The 17,507-nt window shown below is 69.7% G+C and carries 12 protein-coding genes; 8 read left to right on the forward strand and 4 right to left on the reverse strand.

The annotated features are described in order from the left end of the window. The 3 genes from ACSQ2G_RS12245 to ACSQ2G_RS12255 are packed head-to-tail and all read left to right on the forward strand — an operon-like array spanning nucleotide 1 to nucleotide 3,223. Entirely contained in the window at nucleotides 1-1,317 is a 1,317-nt protein-coding gene (locus ACSQ2G_RS12245) for a DUF58 domain-containing protein (protein WP_436031178.1), read from the forward strand. Beyond that, on the forward strand, nucleotides 1,317-2,315 hold the full coding sequence (locus ACSQ2G_RS12250) for a stage II sporulation protein M (protein ID WP_436031180.1): 999 nt from the start codon (nucleotides 1,317-1,319) through the stop codon (nucleotides 2,313-2,315). Before ACSQ2G_RS12245 ends, ACSQ2G_RS12250 begins: the two co-directional genes overlap by 1 nt. Then, nucleotides 2,312-3,223 (forward strand): RDD family protein, encoded by a 912-nt coding sequence (locus ACSQ2G_RS12255; RefSeq protein WP_436031181.1) that lies wholly within the window; start codon nucleotides 2,312-2,314, stop codon nucleotides 3,221-3,223. The genes ACSQ2G_RS12250 and ACSQ2G_RS12255 overlap by 4 nt, the downstream gene beginning before the upstream one ends. Here the strand turns inward: ACSQ2G_RS12255 and ACSQ2G_RS12260 are convergent. Further along, nucleotides 3,220-3,969 carry a hypothetical protein gene (locus ACSQ2G_RS12260; RefSeq protein ID WP_436031183.1) on the reverse strand — a complete coding sequence of 250 codons (750 nt, stop codon included), beginning with the start codon at nucleotides 3,967-3,969 and terminating at the stop codon, nucleotides 3,220-3,222. The two genes, ACSQ2G_RS12255 and ACSQ2G_RS12260, sit on opposite strands and share 4 nt — an antisense overlap. A gap of 875 nt (nucleotides 3,970-4,844) precedes the next feature. Here ACSQ2G_RS12260 and cysT point away from each other — a divergent pair. From cysT to ACSQ2G_RS12275, 3 genes are read left to right on the forward strand one after another with little or no spacing between them, the layout of a single operon-like run. Next, nucleotides 4,845-5,729 (forward strand): sulfate ABC transporter permease subunit CysT, encoded by an 885-nt coding sequence (cysT, locus tag ACSQ2G_RS12265; RefSeq protein WP_436031960.1) that lies wholly within the window; start codon nucleotides 4,845-4,847, stop codon nucleotides 5,727-5,729. Continuing rightward, nucleotides 5,729-6,589, forward strand: coding sequence for a sulfate ABC transporter permease subunit CysW (gene cysW, locus ACSQ2G_RS12270; RefSeq protein ID WP_436031185.1), 861 nt, complete (start codon nucleotides 5,729-5,731; stop codon nucleotides 6,587-6,589). The genes cysT and cysW overlap by 1 nt, the downstream gene beginning before the upstream one ends. Nucleotides 6,590-6,612: 23 nt before the next feature. After that, nucleotides 6,613-7,632, forward strand: a complete 1,020-nt coding sequence (locus ACSQ2G_RS12275) for a sulfate/molybdate ABC transporter ATP-binding protein (RefSeq protein ID WP_436031187.1) — start codon at nucleotides 6,613-6,615, stop codon at nucleotides 7,630-7,632. Between the two features lie 11 nt (nucleotides 7,633-7,643). On the opposite strand, the gene ACSQ2G_RS12280 is transcribed toward ACSQ2G_RS12275, so the two are convergent. Genes ACSQ2G_RS12280 through ACSQ2G_RS12290 form a run of 3 tightly spaced genes read right to left on the reverse strand, consistent with a single transcriptional unit; the run spans nucleotide 7,644 to nucleotide 11,144 of the window. Then, on the reverse strand, nucleotides 7,644-8,630 hold the full coding sequence (locus tag ACSQ2G_RS12280) for a transglutaminase family protein (RefSeq protein WP_436031190.1): 987 nt from the start codon (nucleotides 8,628-8,630) through the stop codon (nucleotides 7,644-7,646). Nucleotides 8,631-8,641: 11 nt separating this feature from the next. Further along, a complete protein-coding gene (locus tag ACSQ2G_RS12285; RefSeq protein WP_310079032.1) occupies nucleotides 8,642-9,577 on the reverse strand; it encodes an alpha-E domain-containing protein in 936 nt (311 codons plus the stop codon). Between the two features lie 34 nt (nucleotides 9,578-9,611). Next, nucleotides 9,612-11,144 carry a circularly permuted type 2 ATP-grasp protein gene (locus ACSQ2G_RS12290; RefSeq protein ID WP_436031192.1) on the reverse strand — a complete coding sequence of 511 codons (1,533 nt, stop codon included), beginning with the start codon at nucleotides 11,142-11,144 and terminating at the stop codon, nucleotides 9,612-9,614. 279 nt (nucleotides 11,145-11,423) lie between these two features. Here ACSQ2G_RS12290 and ACSQ2G_RS12295 point away from each other — a divergent pair, with 279 nt between their 5' ends. Continuing rightward, nucleotides 11,424-13,184, forward strand: a complete 1,761-nt coding sequence (locus tag ACSQ2G_RS12295; RefSeq protein ID WP_436031194.1) for an autotransporter assembly complex protein TamA — start codon at nucleotides 11,424-11,426, stop codon at nucleotides 13,182-13,184. Next, nucleotides 13,181-17,371: a translocation/assembly module TamB domain-containing protein gene (locus ACSQ2G_RS12300; RefSeq protein ID WP_436031196.1), complete on the forward strand. Its 4,191-nt coding sequence runs from the start codon at nucleotides 13,181-13,183 to the stop codon at nucleotides 17,369-17,371. The genes ACSQ2G_RS12295 and ACSQ2G_RS12300 overlap by 4 nt, the downstream gene beginning before the upstream one ends. The last annotated feature ends 136 nt before the right edge of the window (nucleotides 17,372-17,507 follow it).

A 17,507-nucleotide genomic window follows, 5' to 3' on the forward strand; every position in this document is an offset into this window, starting at 1 on the left:
GTGCGGATCTATCCCACGGCCAGAGCGATCTTCCTGATGGTCCTGGGCGCGCCCCTGGCCCTGGCGGCGGCGCTCGTCTCGGCGCGGCTGTGGCTGGTGGGGCCGGCCTGGATCGCCCTGGTCGCGGCCCTGCTGTTCGTCGACGCCCTGCTGGCGCCCGGCCGCCGCCGGATGCAGCTGAGCCTGACAGCCCCCGGCTCGATGGCCAGCGGCGCGACCAAACCGGCCCTGCTGCAGGCCTCGTTCCCGCGCGGCGTCGCGCCGGGGAGCGTGGAGTTCGCCATCGACCTGGACGACCGGCTGTCGGCCGAGCCGGCCCATGGCCGCGCTCGCACCCGCGAGCGCCAGGCCGCCCTGCCGCTGAGTCTGACCGCCGTCCGGCGCGGGGAGGGCAGGGTGCACCGCGTCTCGGCCCGCTGGCGCGGTCCGCTGGGCCTGACCTGGAAGCAGCGCGACGACGCCCTGGACAAGGTGATCCCCGTCACCTTGGACATCGCCGCCGTCAAGGAGGAGGCCCTGCGGCTGTTCTCGCGCGACCCGTCGGTCGGCCATCGCCTGCAGCTGGACATTGGGGGCGGCAGCGACTTCCACGCCCTGACCGATTTCCGCCCCGGCATGAACCGCCGGGCCATCGACTGGAAGCAGTCGGCCCGCCACGGCGCGCTGCTGGCCAAGGAGTTCCACGTCGAGCGCAACCACCACATCGTGGCGGCCATCGACACCGGCCGGCTGATGAGCCAGTCGCTGCTGGGCCGGCCGCGCCTGGACCACGCCTTGAACGCCACCCTGCTGCTGGCCTATGTGGGCCTGAAGATGGGCGACAAGGTCGGGCTGTTCGGCTTCGACGCCCGCCCCAATGTCTCCAGCGGCGTCACCTCGGGCCCCAACGCCTTCGGCGCCCTGCAGCGCCTGGCCTCGAAGATCGACTATTCGACCGAGGAGACTAACTACACCCTGGGCCTGACCCAGCTGTCGGGCCAGCTGTCGCGGCGCTCGCTGATCGTGGTGTTCACCGACATCGCCGACTCCACCAGCGCCGAGCTGATGCTCGAGAACGTCGGCCGCCTGCTGCGCCAGCACCTGGTGCTGTTCGTGATGATGCGCGACGAGGAGCTGGAGGCCATCGAGCGCAAGGCCCCCGAGAGCGCCGACGACGTCTCGCGCGCCGTGGTCGCCGCCTCGCTGCTGCGCGAGCGCGACGTGGTGGTGACCCGCCTGCGCCGCATGGGCGTGGAGATCGTCGAGGCGCCGGCCGACCAGGTCGGGCCGGCCCTGCTGGCGAGCTATCTGGACCTCAAGCGCCGGGACCTGCTCTGATGGCCGAGCTGCACCTGAAGAGCTACCGCTTCCGGGCCGAGCGCGAGGACGACTGGCGGCGGCTGGAGAAGCTGCTGACCAAGGTCGGCAAGGGCTCGGCCAAGGCGCTCAGCGACGAGGAACTGCTGGCCCTGCCGGTGCTGTACCGCCAGGCCCTGTCCTCGCTGTCGGTGGCCCGCGCCACCTCGCTGGACCAGGGGCTGGTCGACTATCTGGAGAGCCTGAGCACCCGGGCCTATTTCCTGGTCTACGGCACGCGGTCCAACTTCGTCGAGCGGTTGGGCGGCTTCTTCGGCCATGCCTGGCCGGACGCCGCCAAGGCGCTGTGGCGCGAGACCCTGGCCAGCTTCCTGCTGACCCTGGTCGGGGTGCTGGCGGCCTATTTCCTGACCCTGCACGATCCCGACTGGTTCAGCGCCTTCGTGCCGGGCGACCTGGCGGGCGGGCGCGGGCCGACGGCCTCTGTCGAGGCCATGCGGGCCACGCTCTACGACCACGGCGAGCACAAGGGCCTGTCGGTGTTCGCCGCCTTCCTGTTCACCCACAATTCCGGCGTGGCGATCTTCGCCTTCGCCCTGGGCTTCGCCTTCTGCCTGCCGACCTCGATGCTGATGGCCTACAACGGCGCGATGCTGGGGGCCTTCCTGGCGGCGTTCGGCATGAAGGGCCTGGGTTTCGAGGCTGGCGGCTGGCTGGCGATCCACGGGGTGACCGAGATCTCGGCGGTGATCCTGGCCGGGGCGGCGGGCCTGCGGATCGGCTGGACCCTGGCCTTCCCGGGCGACCTCAGCCGGCCGGCGGCCATGGCCCAGGCGGGACTGCAGTCGGCCACCCTGATGGGCGGGGTCGTGGTCATGCTGTTCTGCGCCGGGATTCTGGAGGGCGTCGGACGGCAGGTGATCCAGAACGACTTCGCCCGCTACGGGATCGGCCTGGCCACCCTGGTCGCCTGGCCCGCCTACCTCTACCTGCCGCGCCGCCGGAGCGTCGTCGGATGAAGGCGGCGCGGAAGAAACCCAAGACCGTCGCGACGGTGGCGACCGGCGACCCGACGACCGGCGACGACCGCCGGGCCCGTTCGCTGGTCACGCCCGAGGGCGTCGACCTGAAGCTGCGCCTGGGCGACGCGGGCGAGCGCGCTTCGGCCCTGCTGATCGACCTGCTGATCATGGTGGCCGCGCTGATCGCCTTCGCCCTGCTGGCGGGGCTGGCGATGATCGGCTCCAAGGGCAAGGGCGGGGAGGTGATCGGCACGGTGGCGGTGCTGGTCTTCTTCGTGCTGCGCAACCTCTATTTCGTGCTGTTCGAACTGACGCCCGGCGCGGCCACGCCGGGCAAGCGGGCCATGGGCCTGCGCGTGGCGGCCCGCAACGGCGGCCGCCTGACCGCCGACGCCATCTTCGCCCGCAACGCCATGCGCGAGATCGAGCTCTACCTGCCCATCAGCTTCCTGGCCGTGCAGGGCGACCAGGTCGGGGCGTGGATCAGCCTGGCCGGCCTGACGTGGTGCGCGGTCTTCATGCTGTTCCCGCTGTTCAACCGCGACCGCCTGCGGGTGGGCGACCTGGTGGCCGGCACCTGGGTGGTCAAGGCCCCGACCCGCAAGTTGGCGCCGGACCTGGTGGAGACCTCGCGGCCTTCGGTCGGACGCTTCAAGTTCACCATGGCCCAGCTCGACGCCTATGGAGTCAAGGAACTGCACGTGCTGGAGGACGTGCTGCGCCGCTACGAGACCAAGACGATCGCCCTGGTCGCCGCCCGCATCCGCCTGAAGATCGGCTGGAGCGCCGCGCCCGACGAGTCGGACGGCGACTTCCTGGCCGCCTACTACGCCGCCCTGCGCGGCCGCCTGGAGTCGCGGCTGCTGCTGGGCAAGCGGCGCAAGGACAAGTTCGACAAGAGCTAGGCGAAGACTTCGGCCAGGCTTTCGGCCGGCGTGCCTTCCTTGCTCCAGCGCAGTTCGTAATAGATCGAGACAGCGAGGAGCGCGTTGACGATGCTTAACAGGGCCTGCATCGTCGGCTCCGCGATCGCGTCGACGACGGGGTTTCCGACCGCGCTGGCTGCGAGTTGGATAAGCCAGGCAAAGACGAACCAGACCAGGCCGACCGCCAGCGACAGTCCGAAGATCGCGCCGCGCCGCTCACCCGTCAGCCTGTTGCTGCGTCGGATCGCGTCCCATACGCCCAGGCGTTCGGTCACCATGGCCGGAACCACCACCATCCACGCCAGGGAGAGGATGACGCCGGGAATGACCAGCAGGACGAATCCTCCCAGGATTCCCAGGCTGGTGACGACGCCGAGCGCCAGCAGGGTCAGGTAGTCGCGGGGGCCGCCGAACGACGCGGCGCCGGCCGCGTGGGGGCCTTCCAGCCCGCTCAGGGCGCTGCGAGAGATCGCCGCCTGCAAGGCGACCGAGCCGAGCATGGACACCAGCAGGCTGACTAAGAGCATGATCCAGGTATTCGGGGCGGCGTAGCCTGTCTCGGGCCTGCTGAAGACCCCGGTCAGGGCGTTCATGCCCCGGTCGGGCAGGGCGACGAAAAGCGCTGAAAACAGCATGATCTTGAAAGCGTCGCGCCGGAAGATCGTCGTGGCGTGCTTCAACACGCGCGCGGCTTCGAAGCCCCTTTGCACTGCGGCGTCGGTCATGTCTGGAAAGCCCCCGATCTAGGCCGCGATTCAGCCATGCGATGAACCCGGTGTCCATGGTTCGCGCGTCTATCCCCGCGATCATCGAAACAACATCGAAAAAAATCAAAGCCTTGGAGGAAAACGCACGTTTCCGATCCTTGGGTTTCCAGCCTGTCCCATAATGCTCCCACCTGAAGGCACGGGGAGGGCGCACGTACGGCGACCGATGCGGCTTTCAGGGGTGGACGAGCGGGAAGGCCTTGTCCGCCGTGCTTCTTCGGAAGCGTCCAGGCTGGTTCGGAGCAGGTTCGCCTCAGTCGCGACGAAACTCCGGCGCCCGGATAGGCGGATCTGGCCAGCAGGCATGGGCTGAAATCGCCCGTGCGGTCCGGAGCACGCCAATGCTCCGCCCGTCGGGGGCCTCCATCGGAGCGGGTTAAAAATCCGCGACCCGAAGGCTTCCGGATAACGGCTCCACGCGAAGCGCCTGAACTTCGTCGAAACGGTACAAACATCAAAGCTATTCCGGGCGAGGCCCGGGCGCTTCGCACCCTTCCCATTAGCTCAGCGGGGTTCCGCGTGAGATCACACCCACTTGCTCCCACCTGACCGCTGCGCGGTCTGTCCGCCCCCAGAGGGGGCGGAGCGCTCTTCCCCCTCTGGGGGGAAGACGACCGCGAAGCGGTCCGTAGGGGGCAAGTGATCGCCGCACGGCTTTGCCTCCACAGTTTTTCTGTCCTCCCCCCTCGACGATCTCAATTGACCCGACTGGCCGTGTAGGGATTTAAGCCGCCCAGCTTCACAGCGCCTTTCGCCATTTGGCGGCTTGGCGCGTTCCTGTTTTCATGGCTCCTTCCAGGGGCCCGACGCGGATGCTGGACGACGATCACCCGATGACCGCCGAAACGATCTCCGCACCGCCCTCTTCGGCGAACAAGACGCCCGCCCCGCGCCGGCCGCTGTTTCGCCGGCGCTCGGCGATTCCGGGCTTCGGCCTGACGTTGGGCGTGACCCTGACGATCCTGTCGCTGATCGTGCTGATCCCGCTGTCGGCGGTGGCCATCAAGGCCTCGGCCCTGTCGCCGGCCCAGTTCGTCGCCGCCGCCTTCTCGGAACGGGCGATGGCGGCCTATCGGCTGACCTTCGGCGCGGCCTTCGTGGCGGCGGTGATCAACGGGGTGTTCGGGGTGCTGACCACCTGGGCCCTGGTGCGCTACGAGTTCCCCGGCAAGGCCGTGGTCAACGCCCTGGTCGATCTGCCGTTCGCCCTGCCCACGGCCGTGGCCGGCATCGCCCTGGCCACGCTGTACGCCCCCAACGGCTGGGTGGGGCAATACCTGACCCCGCTGGGGATCAAGGCGGCCTATAACCCGATCGGCGTCACCATCGCCCTGATCTTCATCGGCCTGCCGTTCGTGGTCCGCACCCTGGAGCCGGTGATGCGCGACCTCTCGGCCGACGTCGAGGAAGCCGCCGCCAGCCTGGGCGCGGGCCGCTTCGCCACCATCGGCCGGATCATCCTGCCGGCCCTGGGCCCGGCCTGGCTGACCGGCTTCGCCCTGGCCTTCGCCCGCGGGGTCGGCGAGTACGGCTCGGTGATCTTCATCGCCGGCAACATGCCCTACAAGTCCGAGATCGCGCCGCTGCTGATCATCATCCAGCTGGAGCAATTCGAATACGCCAACGCCGCGGCCATCGCCCTGGTCATGCTGGGCGTCTCGTTCCTGATGCTGCTGGTGATCAACGCCATCCAGGCCTGGTCGCGGAGGTTCGTCTGATGGCCGTCCCGACCAGGGCCAACTTCCGCCATCCGACCGACGATCCGCTGTGGGCCAAGATCGTGGTCGTCGGCCTAGTCCTGCTCTTCCTGGGCCTGGTCCTGATCCTGCCTCTGGTCGCGGTGTTCGCCGAGGCCCTGCGCAAGGGCCTGGGGCCGGCGCTGGACGCGATCACCACGCCCGACGCCTGGGCCGCGATCAAGCTGACCCTGATCACGGCGGGGATCACCGTGCCGTTCAACGCCCTGTTCGGCCTGTGCGCCGCCTGGGCCATCGCCAAGCACGACTTTCCCGGCAAGCCCCTGCTGATCACCCTGATCGACCTGCCGTTCTCGGTGTCGCCGGTGGTGGCGGGCTTGATCTACGTGCTGGTCTTCGGCCTGCAGGGCTGGTTCGGCGAGCACCTGATCGACCACGACATCAAGATCATCTTCGCCGTGCCCGGCATCGTGCTGGCGACGATCTTCGTGACCTTCCCATTCATCGCCCGCGAGCTGATCCCGCTGATGCAGGAGCAGGGCGTGTCGGAGGAGGAGGCCGCCGTCTCGATGGGGGCCTCCGGCCTCTACACCTTCTGGCGGGTGACCGCCCCCAACGTGCGCTGGGGCCTGCTGTACGGCGTGCTGCTGTGCAACGCCCGGGCCATGGGCGAGTTCGGCGCGGTCTCGGTGGTCAGCGGTCACATCCGCGGCCTGACCAACACCATGCCGCTGCACGTGGAGATCCTGTACAACGAGTACGACTTCGTCGCCGCCTTCGCCGTCGCCGCCTTGCTCTGCCTGCTGGCGATCGTGACCCTGGTGCTCAAGAGCCTGCTCGAGATCGCCCAACCCGACGTCAAGCGCGGCGGCGGCCACTAGATGACCGGAACGAAGACGCTCCCATGACCATTTCCATCCGTTCCGTCGAAAAGAAGTTCGGGCGCTATCCGGCCCTGAACAGCGTCGACCTGGAGATCGCCGACGGCGAGCTCGTGGCGCTGCTGGGCCCGTCGGGCTCGGGCAAGACGACCCTGCTGCGCACCATCGCCGGCCTGGAGTTCCCCGACGCCGGCCAGGTGCTGTTCGCGGGCCAGGACGTGACCTTCGCCTCGGCGGCCGCCCGCCGCGTCGGCTTCGTGTTCCAGCAGTACGCGCTGTTCAAGCACATGACCGTGGCCCGCAACATCGCCTTCGGCCTGGACGTGCGAAAGGGCCGGGACAAGCCGCCCAAGGCCGAGATCGCCCGGCGGGTCGACGAGCTGCTGAAGCTGGTCGAGCTGGAGGGGCTGGGCAAGCGCTACCCCTCGCAGCTGTCGGGCGGCCAGCGCCAGCGCGTGGCCCTGTCGCGCGCCCTGGCCGTGCAGCCCAGCGTGCTGCTGCTGGACGAGCCGTTCGGCGCCCTGGACGCAACCGTCCGCAAGTCGCTGCGCAAGGAACTGCGCCGGGTGCACGACGCCACCGGCGTCACCACCATCTTCGTCACCCACGACCAGGAAGAGGCGCTGGAGCTGGCCGATCGCGTGGCGATCCTCAACGCCGGCCGCATCGAGCAGATCGGCACGCCGCACGAGGTGCACGACAATCCGGCCACGCCGTTCGTCTGCGGCTTCGTGGGCGAGGCCAACCGCTTCGAGGGAGCCGTTTCGGGCAAGCGCTTCACCGCTGGAACCGTCGTGCTGCCGGCCCCGGACGCCGCCGACGGCGCGGCCATCGCCTTCGTGCGGCCGCATGACCTGGTGCTGGACGCCGGGGGCTTCGCGGCCAAGGTCGAGCGGGTGGTGATCCAGGGACCGCTGGCCAATGTCGATGCCGCCTTGCCCGACGGCCGCCGGATCGAGATCTGCGCCGCCCGCGACGAGGCCGCCGAGTTCAGCGGCGAGATCAAGCTCTCGGCCCGCCGCACCCACGTCTTCGCGGCTTAAGAGGCGGGTCCTTACTGCTGCTGCTGCTGGCGTTGCTGCTGTTCGCGGATGGCGTCGGCGCTGGCCCGGCGGCGGTTGGCCGAGCCGAACGGGGCCGAGGGACGGGGCAGGCGCAGGAATTCCGGCTCTGCCACCGCCGCCCGGGCCCGGCGCACCGAGACGCCGACCGCCAGGTGGCTCTCCGAATCCCCCTTGTAGACGCCGCGCGACGGGGTGACGTCGCCGTAGTCCCGGCCCACGGCCACGGCCACGTGGCGCTCGCCGGCCATGACATTGTTGGTCGGGTCGAAGCCCACCCAGCGGTAGCTGGGCAGGAACACCTCGACCCAGGCGTGGGTGGCGTCGGGGTCGGAACGGTCGCCGGCCTCACGGTCGGTGAACAGATAGCCGGAGACGTAGCGGGCCGGGATGCCCCAGGCGCGGCAGACAGCCAGCATGATGTGGGCGAAGTCCTGGCAGACCCCGCGGCCGGCGCTCAGCGCCAGGTCGATCGGGCTGTCGGCGTCGGTGACTCCCGGCTGGTACTCGAAGGCCTTATAGATCGTGTCGCACAGGGCCTGGACCGCCGAGAACGGGTCGCGCCGGCGCAGGGCGTCCAGGTCGTGCTCGGCGATGAAGGTCTCCAGGGCGGGCGTCAGGTGCACGAAGCCATGCGGCTGCAGGTAATCGAAGCACTCGCCCTTCACGAAGGCGCTCTTCAGCCGCTCCCATTCACCCATGTCCAATGGTTGGGGCCATTCGTGCACCGGTTCGGTCTCAACGGCCGAGCGGGCGATGATCGTCAGGCCGTCGTGCGGCTGAGGCACGTCGAAATGGTAGACGGCGTTACCGAAGCTGTCGGCGTAGGAGAAGATCTGGGCGGCGGGCTCGATGTCCAGCTCGAAGCTGACCAGCCGCTGGCGCGCGCCTTTCTGGGGCTGCATCCACAGCTCCATCAGGCTTTCGCGGACGGGCCGCTCGTAATGGTACTGGGTGACGTGGCGGATCTCGAGAAGCACAGGCGTTCGTCCTAAGCAGGCAGGCGCATTTCAAGGGGGTAGGCGACGAAGGTCTCGTAGATCGCCAGGTGGATGCGGGCGCATTCGTTGGCGACGGTGGTCAGCAATTCGCCGGCGCCCTGGCTCTCCAGCTCGCCGACATCGGCGAACTCCAGCCGCGCCTTCAGCCGGCCGGCCAGCCGTTCGGGCGCCGCGCGGCCGGTGGCCTCGACGTGCCGGGCCAGCTCGCTGAGGTGCTTTTCGATCTGGCTGGTGGCGAAACGGATCGAGCGGGGGAAGTCCTCGTCGAAGACCATGAACTCCAGGATGTGCCGCGGCTCGATCTCGGCGGTGTAGACCCGCAGATAGGGCTCCAGCGCGCAGCCCATCCGCAGCAGGCTGACCAGGGCGAGGTGATCGTTGACCTTGGGGCTGTCCTCAGCGAAGCAAGCCTCCAGCAGGCCGGCGATCAGCTGGGCCCGCTCCAGGTACATGCCCACCATCATGAAGCGCCAGCTCTCGCCATGGCTCATGGTGGTGTCGGCCGCGCCCTTGAACAGGTGCACGTCGGCGATGATGTCGTGCAGGAAGGTCACCGAATTGTCGGCGAACTCGCGGCCGGCGTTGCGGTCGATGACCTTCAGGTACAGAAGGTTCAGCCGCTCCCAGGTCTCGGTGGTGATCTGGTCGCGGACCTGGCGGGCGTTCTCCCGGGCCCGCGACAGCGACGAGACCACCGAGTTGGGATCCGAGCGGTCCAGGACCAGGCCCTTGGCCGCCTCGAACGCGCCGGCGGTCAGGTCGGTCTCGCCAACCGCCGACAAGGCGATGCGCACGGCCTCGGCCCCGGTGTCGGTCTGGTCGAGCGTGGCGTTGAGCATCACCGTCGACAGGCGCGACAGGTGTTCGGCCCGCTCGATGTAGCGGCCCAGCCAGTAGAGGCTGTCGGCGACCCGAGCGAGCATCATGCGAGCGACTCCTTGTCAAAGAAGGGCGCGAGCATCATTGGCCGGCTCCCTTTTCGTGGCCGTTGTGGCCATTGCCGTTGTGACCGTTCTCCTCGGCCAGCACCCAGGTGTCCTTGCTGCCGCCGCCCTGGCTGGAATTGACCACCAGCGAGCCGCGCTTCAGCGCCACGCGGGTCAGGGCGCCGGGCGTGACCACGGTCTTCTCGCCCGACAGGATGAAAGGGCGCAGGTCGACGTGGCGCGGCTCGATGCGGCCGTCCACCAGGCAGGGCGCGGTCGACAGCTGGATGGTCGGCTGGGCGATGTAGTTGGCCGGATCGGCCTTCAGGGCGTCGGCGAACTCCGAGCGTTCGCGGGCCGAGGCGTGGGGCCCCACCAGCATGCCGTAGCCGCCCGAGGCGCCCACCGCCTTGACCACCAGCTTGTCGAGATTGTTCAGGACATGGCTCAACTGGGCCGGTTCGCGGCACAGGAAGGTTTCGATGTTCGGCAGGATGGCGTCCTCGCCGAGGTAATAGCGGATGATGTCTGGCACGAAGGCGTAGACGGCCTTGTCGTCGGCGACGCCGGTGCCTGGCGCGTTGCACATCACCACGTTGCCGGCCCGGTAGGCGTTGAACAGGCCCGCCGCGCCCAGCGAGGAGTCGCGCCGGAAGGTGAGGGGGTCGATGAAGTCGTCGTCCACCCGGCGATAGATCACGTCCACCCGGCGCAGGCCCGTGGTGGTGCGCATGTAGACCATGTTGTCATGGACCACGAGGTCGCGGCCCTCGACCAGCGGCACGCCCATCAGCCGCGCCAGATAGGCGTGCTCGTAATAGGCCGAGTTGTAGACGCCGGGGGTCAACACCACGACCTGCGGATTGGGCCGCCAGTCTGCGCTCATGCTCTTCAGCGTCGCCAGCAGCAGGTCGGGATAGCGCTCGACCGGCCGCACGCCCGCCTCGCGATAGGCGCCGGGGAAGGTCCGCTTGGAGGCGTCGCGGTTGGCCAGCATGTAGGACACGCCGGACGGCACCCGCAGATTGTCCTCCAGCACGGCGAACTCGCCGTCCTGGCCGCGAATCAGGTCGCTGCCGCAGACGTTGGCGTAGGCCTTGTGCGGCACATAGAGGTTCTGCATCTCGCGACGGTACGAGGGCGCGCCCAGCACCAGTTCGCGCGGCACCACCCCGTCCATCAGGATCTGCTGCTCGCCGTAGATGTCGGCCAGGAACATGTTCAGCGCCTGCAGGCGCTGGGTCAGGCCGGCCTCGATCTTGGCCCATTCCTGGGCCGGCAGGATGCGCGGGAACAGGTCGGTCGGGATGATCCGCTCGGTGGCGCTGTCGGCCCCATAGACGGTGAAGGTGATGCCTTGCAGCAGGAACGAACGTTCCAGCATCCGCTGGCGGTCGGCCAGTTCGCCGGCGCCGAGGGTGGAGATCCGGCTCTGCAGGGCCGCGTAATGGGCCCGCACGTCGCCGCCGGGGGCGATCATCTCGTCATAGGCCGCGCCGGGCAGATAGGCCGCCCCGGTCATCGGCAAGGTGGGAGTATCGTCGATGTCCTGGATTTTCGCCGCCACGCCCGTGTCCACTTTGTCCGCCCTTCGCGCCGCAGTGAGGCGGCGCGTCCCGATCCAGCCTAGAACGCGCGAAGGGCGCAAGCGGTGCTTTTCTTGCCGCGATGACGAAATGTGCGGCCCTGCCCAACATTTGGGCGCCGCTCTGACGCGCGTCGGATCATGGCCGGGAGCGTTTGGTTACATTTCACCGCGTGACAGCCGGCGGGGGGGCGATTACAGGGGGTTCGGGGCGCTGCGCGGGAACTGGAAGGCTTGGTGCGTAAGAGATTTGCCCTTGGCATGACCGCCGCGACCTTGATGGTCGCTGGCCATGCCAATGCGGCCGAGCCCGCGGCCACCATCACCGGCGTCGAGGACCGTGCGCTGCGCGAGGCGATCCAGCGCGCCATGACCGAGGCCAAGCAACCCGCGCGCAGCCGCTCCGAAGCCCGCCGCCGGGCCCGGGACGCCGGAGACGAGGCGGTCGCCGTGCTGCGCTCGGAAGGCTACTACGGCTATGTCGTCGAACCCGACGTCTCCGAAGCCGATCCGCCCCGCGCGATTCTCAAGATCACCCCCGGTCCGGTCTTCGTGATCGCCGATCCCAGGCTGGCCTGGAGCGGGGCTCCGCCGGACGAAGGCGTCGCTCAGCGGGCGCAGAGCGTGATCCGGTTGACGCCGGGCGCGCCGGGCCGGGCCGCCGACGTGCTGGCGGCCGAGGGGCGCGTGATCTCCCAGGTGCAGCAGCTGGGCTATGCCGACGCCGCGGCCGAACCGCGCGAAGTGGTCGTCGACCACGCCGACCACACGCTGCGCCCGACCTTTCACATCGCGGCCGGCGACCTGACCCATGTCGACGGCATCCAGGTCGTGACGCAGGGCCGGTCCAAACCCGCCTGGGTGCAGCACCTGGCGCCCTGGAAGTCGGGCGACATCTACGAGCCCGACGACATCGCCGAGCTGGAGCGCCGGCTGCGCGACACCGGCGTCTACGACACGGTCTCGGTCTCGCTGGCCCCCAAGGACAAGGCGCTGGCCGATGGCCTGCGGCCGGTGATCGTCACCCTGGCCGACCGCAAGGCCAAGACGATCGAACTGGGCGCCAGCTATTCCAGCACCGACGGACCGGGCGTCGACGCCAAGTGGATCCGCTACAATCGCCTTCACCGGGCCGACACCACCACCCTGACGGCGCGGCTGGCCAAGCTGGACAGCCGGCTGGAGGCCGAGCTGGCCCTGCCGCACTGGCGACGCAGCCAGCAGACCCTGAAGCTCAACACCGCCATCTTCCGCGACAACACCGACGCCTATACCGAAACCGGCGCCCATATCGGCGCGGACCTGACCCGGCGGCTCCAGCCGACCATCTACCGTACCTACGGCGTCTCGCTGGACGTCTCGCAGATCGATTCGCCGACCACCACCAACGGTGTGACCGCCGACGTCAGGCAGAACTTCGCCACCTTCACCCTGCTGGGAGCCCAGGCCTGGGACCGGTCCGACAGCGTGCTGGACCCCACCAAGGGCTGGCGGCTGGACGTGCGGGCCGAGCCCACCGCGATCACCGGCGACCTGACCATGGCCTTCATGAAGGTCCAGGCCCAGAGCACGGCCTATCTGCCGTTCGGCGACGGCGCGCGCACCGTGCTGGCAGGCCGGATCAAGGCCGGGCAGATCCTGGGCGGCACCATGCCGGAGGTGCCGGCCTCCAGGCGCTTCTACGCCGGCGGCGGCGGGTCTGTGCGCGGCTTTTCCTATCAAGCCATCGGGCCGAGGATCGATAACACCAGCACGCCGCAAGGCGGCCTGTCGCTGCTGGAAAGCTCGCTCGAGCTGCGCCACAAGTTCACCAACACTTGGGGGGCGGTGGCCTTCATCGACGCCGGCGCCGTCGGGGTCGACAAGTGGCCCAACGGCGACGATTTCGGGGTCGGCGTAGGCGTGGGCGTCCGCTACGACCTGGGTTTCGGACCGATCCGGGCCGACATCGCCATGCCGGTCAGCCGGCGATCGGGCGATCCGGCGTTCCAGGTCTATATCAGCATCGGGCAGGCCTTTTGACCGACGCCCAAAAACCGCCTGGCGGGCCACCGCCCGAGGACATTCCGGAAGCCGTCGCCGAGACCGCGACCAAGGTCGCGCGCAGGATCGGCTGGCCGGGCCTGATCATCATTGTCTCGGTCAGCCTGGTGGTGCTGGTCGCGGTGTTGCTGGGCGGCGTGCGGTTCGGGGCCATTACCCCGCAGGGCCGCGCCTTCCTGGAGGCGCGCACCAGCGGGCTGAAGCTGGGGCGCATGGGCCGGCTGAAGATCGAAGGCCTGACCGGCGACATCTGGAGCGCGTTCGGCGTTCGCCGCCTGACGATCAGCGACGAGAAGGGCGTCTGGCTTGACGCCGCCGACCTCTATGTCGATTGGCGCCCGGCCGAGCTATTCTACCGTCGCTTCCATGCCGATGAGATCACGGCCCGCCAGGTCGTGGTCCTGCGCCGTCCGACCCTGACACCGAAAGGCAAGTCCAGCGCCGCGCCGCTGTCGGTGGACCTGGATCGCGTGGCCCTGCGGCTGGTCACCCGTCCGGAGTTCAGCCGTCAGGCCGGCGACTTCGACCTGAGCGGCGACTATGAGTCCGAGCGGCAGGGCGGCCAGAAGGGCGCCCTGCGAGCCTCGAGCCGCACGCATGTCGGCGATCACCTGAAGCTGGTCTTCGACCTGGGACGCGACCAGACCCTGCTGCTCGACGCCGAGGCCCAGGAAGCCAACGGCGGGGCTCTGGCCGGGGCGATGGGCCTGTCACCCGACCGGCCCTTCGACCTGAACGCCAAGGCGCACGGCACCACGAGCCAGGGCGCCTTCACCGTCCTGGCGCGGTCCGGCGACGCCACGCCGCTGAAGGCCGGCGGGGCCTGGACGCCGCAAGGCGGTTCGGCGACGGGCCATGTCGACCTGGCCGCTTCCACCCTGACCGACCGCGAGGAGAAGATGTTCGGGGCCGACGCCCGCTTCTCGATCGTCGGGCGCAAGGCCGGGGCGTTCAGCGATCTCGACCTGAAGATCGACAGCCAGAACCTCAGCTTGACCGCCCACGGACCGGCCGACCTGGGCAAGCGGATCACCGCGCCGGCCGGCCTGGCCTTCAGCGCCAAGGTCGGCAACCTCTCGCGCCTGACGCCGCTGCCGACCATGGGGGCCGGCGTTGCGGACGGGGTCCTGCACCTGACCGGCGACGGCCTGCTGATCGACGGTCGCGTGGACGTTCGAGACATCTCTCTGCTGGGCTACCGCCTCGCCCGGGTCAGGGGACCGGTTACCGTTGGCTGGAAACGAGGTGAACTGAGCCTCAAGGGCGCGGCCACCAGCGAAGGCGGCGGCGGGCAGGGGCTTCTGGCCGTGCTGGGTCGCGCGCCGTCGGCCCAGTTCGAGGGCGCGAAGCTGAAGGACGGCCGCTTCCTGATCCGCTCAGCCAAGGTCCAGGCCCCGAACCTGACCGTCGTGGCGGAGGGCGAACGGGGCGTCCTGGGCGATCTGTCGTTCAAGGGCGAGGCGAAGGTCGCCTCCCTGGCCCCGGTGCGCGCCGGCATGGCTGGGCAGGCGACCGCCAAATGGTCGGCCAGCCAGGGCGTCGACAAGCCGTGGATACTGACCGTCGATGCGCGCGGGGGCAATTTCGCCACGGGTCTGCCCGAGTTGGATCGCCTGCTGGGCAAGACCCCGCGGCTGAACGCCCGGGCGTCCTGGGCCAACGAGCGGCTGTCGGTCGCCGACGCCAAGCTGGACGGGACGGCCGCGTCTGTGCACGCCTCGGGCGTGCTCGGTCCCGCGGCGGCTTTGGGCTTCAAGCTGGACTGGACGGCCACCGGCCCATTCATCGCCGGCCCCGTCGAGGTCGCCGGCAAGGCCAAGGGCACGGGCGCGGTGACCGGGACGCTGACGGCCCCGAAGGCCGACCTGATCGCCGACTTTGACTCGATCGACGTGCCGCGCCTGCCGTTGAAGGACGCCCATGTGGTGCTGTCCTTCGCCAAGCGACCGGACGGCGGCGACGGCGTGGCCTCGATCGCGGCCGGCAGCCAGTACGGTCCAACCAAGGGGCGCGCGGCCTTCAGTTTCGCGCCGGGCGGGCTGGAGCTGTCCGACCTCGATGTCGACGCCGGTGGCGCCAAGGCTAAGGGCGCGGTGTCGCTGCGCAGCGGCCGGCCGGCCACCGCCGACCTGGTGGTGGCCGTCGGGCCCGGGGCCTTCCTGACCCAGGGTCGCGTCGCCGGCACGGCCAAGATCACCGACGGCCCGGCGGGGCCCGTGGCCCAGCTCGATTTGGCCGCCGACGACATCGTCGGCGGGGCGTGGAAGGTCCGGCACGCGGCCGTCAAGGCCGCGGGTCCGATGGCCCGCCTGCCGCTGACGATCGACGCACGAGGCGAGGCCCCCTCGGGGCGCTGGAAGCTCAACGGCTCGGGCGTGCTGACACAGTCGGACGCGGAATACCTGCTGGCGCTCGACGCGGCCGGCGCGATGGCGAGGACCGAGATCAAGACCCGCGAGACCGCCCAGATCCGGTTCGGTGGACCGCGGACCAACGCCCGCCTGCGCCTTTCGGTCGGCGACGGCGCGGCCGATCTCGACGCCGACGTCGGCGGCGACCTGGCCACGCTGCGCGCCCAGCTGACCGGGGTCAGCCTCACCGCGATCAATCCCGACATGGCCGGCAAGGTCGACGCGCACCTGTCGCTCAGCGGCTCGGGCCCCACCCTGACCGGCGACTTCGACGCCAACCTGATCGGGGCCCGCGAGCGAGGCCCTCGCACCGACCGCGCGCTGAACGCGCAGATCCGCGGCGTGCTGCGCGACAACACCATGACCATCAACGCCAGCAGCACGACCACCCAGGGCCTGCAGGCCAAGGCCGAGGTCACGCTGCCGACCGAGGCCTCGGCCAAGCCGTTCCACCTGGCGATCAATCGCCAGCGTGCGGTGCGCGGCCAGTTCACCGCCCAGGGCGAGATCAAGCCGTTGTGGGACCTGCTGGGCAGTTCCGAACGCAGCGTGTCGGGCAAGATCGACGCCGAGGGCGAACTGGCCGGGACCCTGGCCGATCCGCGCCTGACCGGCCGGGCCAGCCTGGAGGGCGGCCGAGTCGACGACGGCCAGACGGGCCTGAGCCTGCGCGACGTGATCGTGCGCCTGGCCCTGGCCGACAACGCCATCGACGTCAGCCAGGTCTCGGCCAACGACGGCCAGGGTGGCGCGATGTCGGGCTCGGGCCGGATCAGCCTGGCCCGAGGTGGCCTGGGCAGCTTCAAGCTGGACCTGAAGGGCTTCCGGGTCATCGACAACGAACTGGCCTCGGCCACGGCCAGCGGCCAGACCACGGTCAATCGCGGCGCCGACGGCAAGGTCAAGATGGCGGGCGCCCTGGTCATCGACCGCGCCGACGTCTCGGCCCAGACCAAGACGCCGGCCGGCGTGGTCTCGATGGATGTCATCGAACGCAACCGGCCGGACGAGATGGACCAGGGCGTCGAAGCCCGAAAGGTCGTTCCGGGCAGCGGCATGCTGCTGGACGTCACCCTGACCGCGCCGCGCCGGATCTTCGTGCGCGGCCGGGGGCTGGACGTCGAACTGTCGCTGAACGCCCATGTCGGCGGCTCCACCAACAGCCCGGTCCTGGACGGCGAGGCGCGGATGGTGCGCGGCGAGTACGATTTCGCCGGCAAGCGCTTCGAGTTCGACCAGAACGGCACGGTGCGCCTGGCCACCCAGCTGGACCGCATCCGCCTGGACCTGACCGCCACCCGCGAAGACCCGGCCCTGACGGCCGTGGTCAGGGTGCAGGGCACCGCCGCCAAGCCGGAGATCACCCTGACCTCCAAGCCCGAACTGCCGCAGGACGAGGTGCTGTCGCAGGTGCTGTTCGGCTCGTCGGCCGCCAACCTGACCCCGATCGAGGCGGCGCAGCTGGCCTCGGCCCTGGCCGCCCTGGCCGGCGGCGGCGGCTTCGACGTGATCGGCAACCTGCGCAGCCTGGCCGGGCTGGACCGCCTGTCGTTCGCCGAGAGCGCCACGGGCATGACCGTCTCCGGCGGCAAGTACGTGACTGACGACGTCTATGTCGAGATCATCGGTGGCGGACGCGAAGGCACCTCGGCCCAGGTCGAATGGCGCGTGCGCCGGGCCCTGTCTCTGGTGTCCAAGATCGGCAGCCAGGGCGACGCCCAGCTTTCGGTCCGCTGGAGAAAGGACTACAACTAGGCCGCTCCGCCAGCGGCCTTCGGATCCCGGAGGCGGACGCACGCGGCGACCGATCCGGATCCCGACCCAGGCTTGGCCGCGGGGCGGACCTTGTTCGGAGCAAGGCTGTTGCGCGGGCGACCGGTTTCCGGGTTCG

The organism is Caulobacter sp. LjRoot300 (genome assembly GCF_964253875.1).
Taxonomy (GTDB): Bacteria; Pseudomonadota; Alphaproteobacteria; order Caulobacterales; family Caulobacteraceae; genus Caulobacter.

Coding starts and splice junctions, on each gene's coding strand:
- ACSQ2G_RS12255 (WP_436031181.1), top strand. CDS start 2,312: ATGAAGGCGGCGCGGAAGAAACCCAAGACCGTCGCGACGGTGGCGACC.
- ACSQ2G_RS12295 (WP_436031194.1), top strand. CDS start 11,424: ATGACCGCCGCGACCTTGATGGTCGCTGGCCATGCCAATGCGGCCGAG.
- ACSQ2G_RS12285 (WP_310079032.1), bottom strand. CDS start 9,577: ATGATGCTCGCTCGGGTCGCCGACAGCCTCTACTGGCTGGGCCGCTAC.
- ACSQ2G_RS12275 (WP_436031187.1), top strand. CDS start 6,613: ATGACCATTTCCATCCGTTCCGTCGAAAAGAAGTTCGGGCGCTATCCG.
- cysW (WP_436031185.1), top strand. CDS start 5,729: ATGGCCGTCCCGACCAGGGCCAACTTCCGCCATCCGACCGACGATCCG.
- ACSQ2G_RS12260 (WP_436031183.1), bottom strand. CDS start 3,969: ATGACCGACGCCGCAGTGCAAAGGGGCTTCGAAGCCGCGCGCGTGTTG.
- ACSQ2G_RS12250 (WP_436031180.1), top strand. CDS start 1,317: ATGGCCGAGCTGCACCTGAAGAGCTACCGCTTCCGGGCCGAGCGCGAG.
- cysT (WP_436031960.1), top strand. CDS start 4,845: ATGACCGCCGAAACGATCTCCGCACCGCCCTCTTCGGCGAACAAGACG.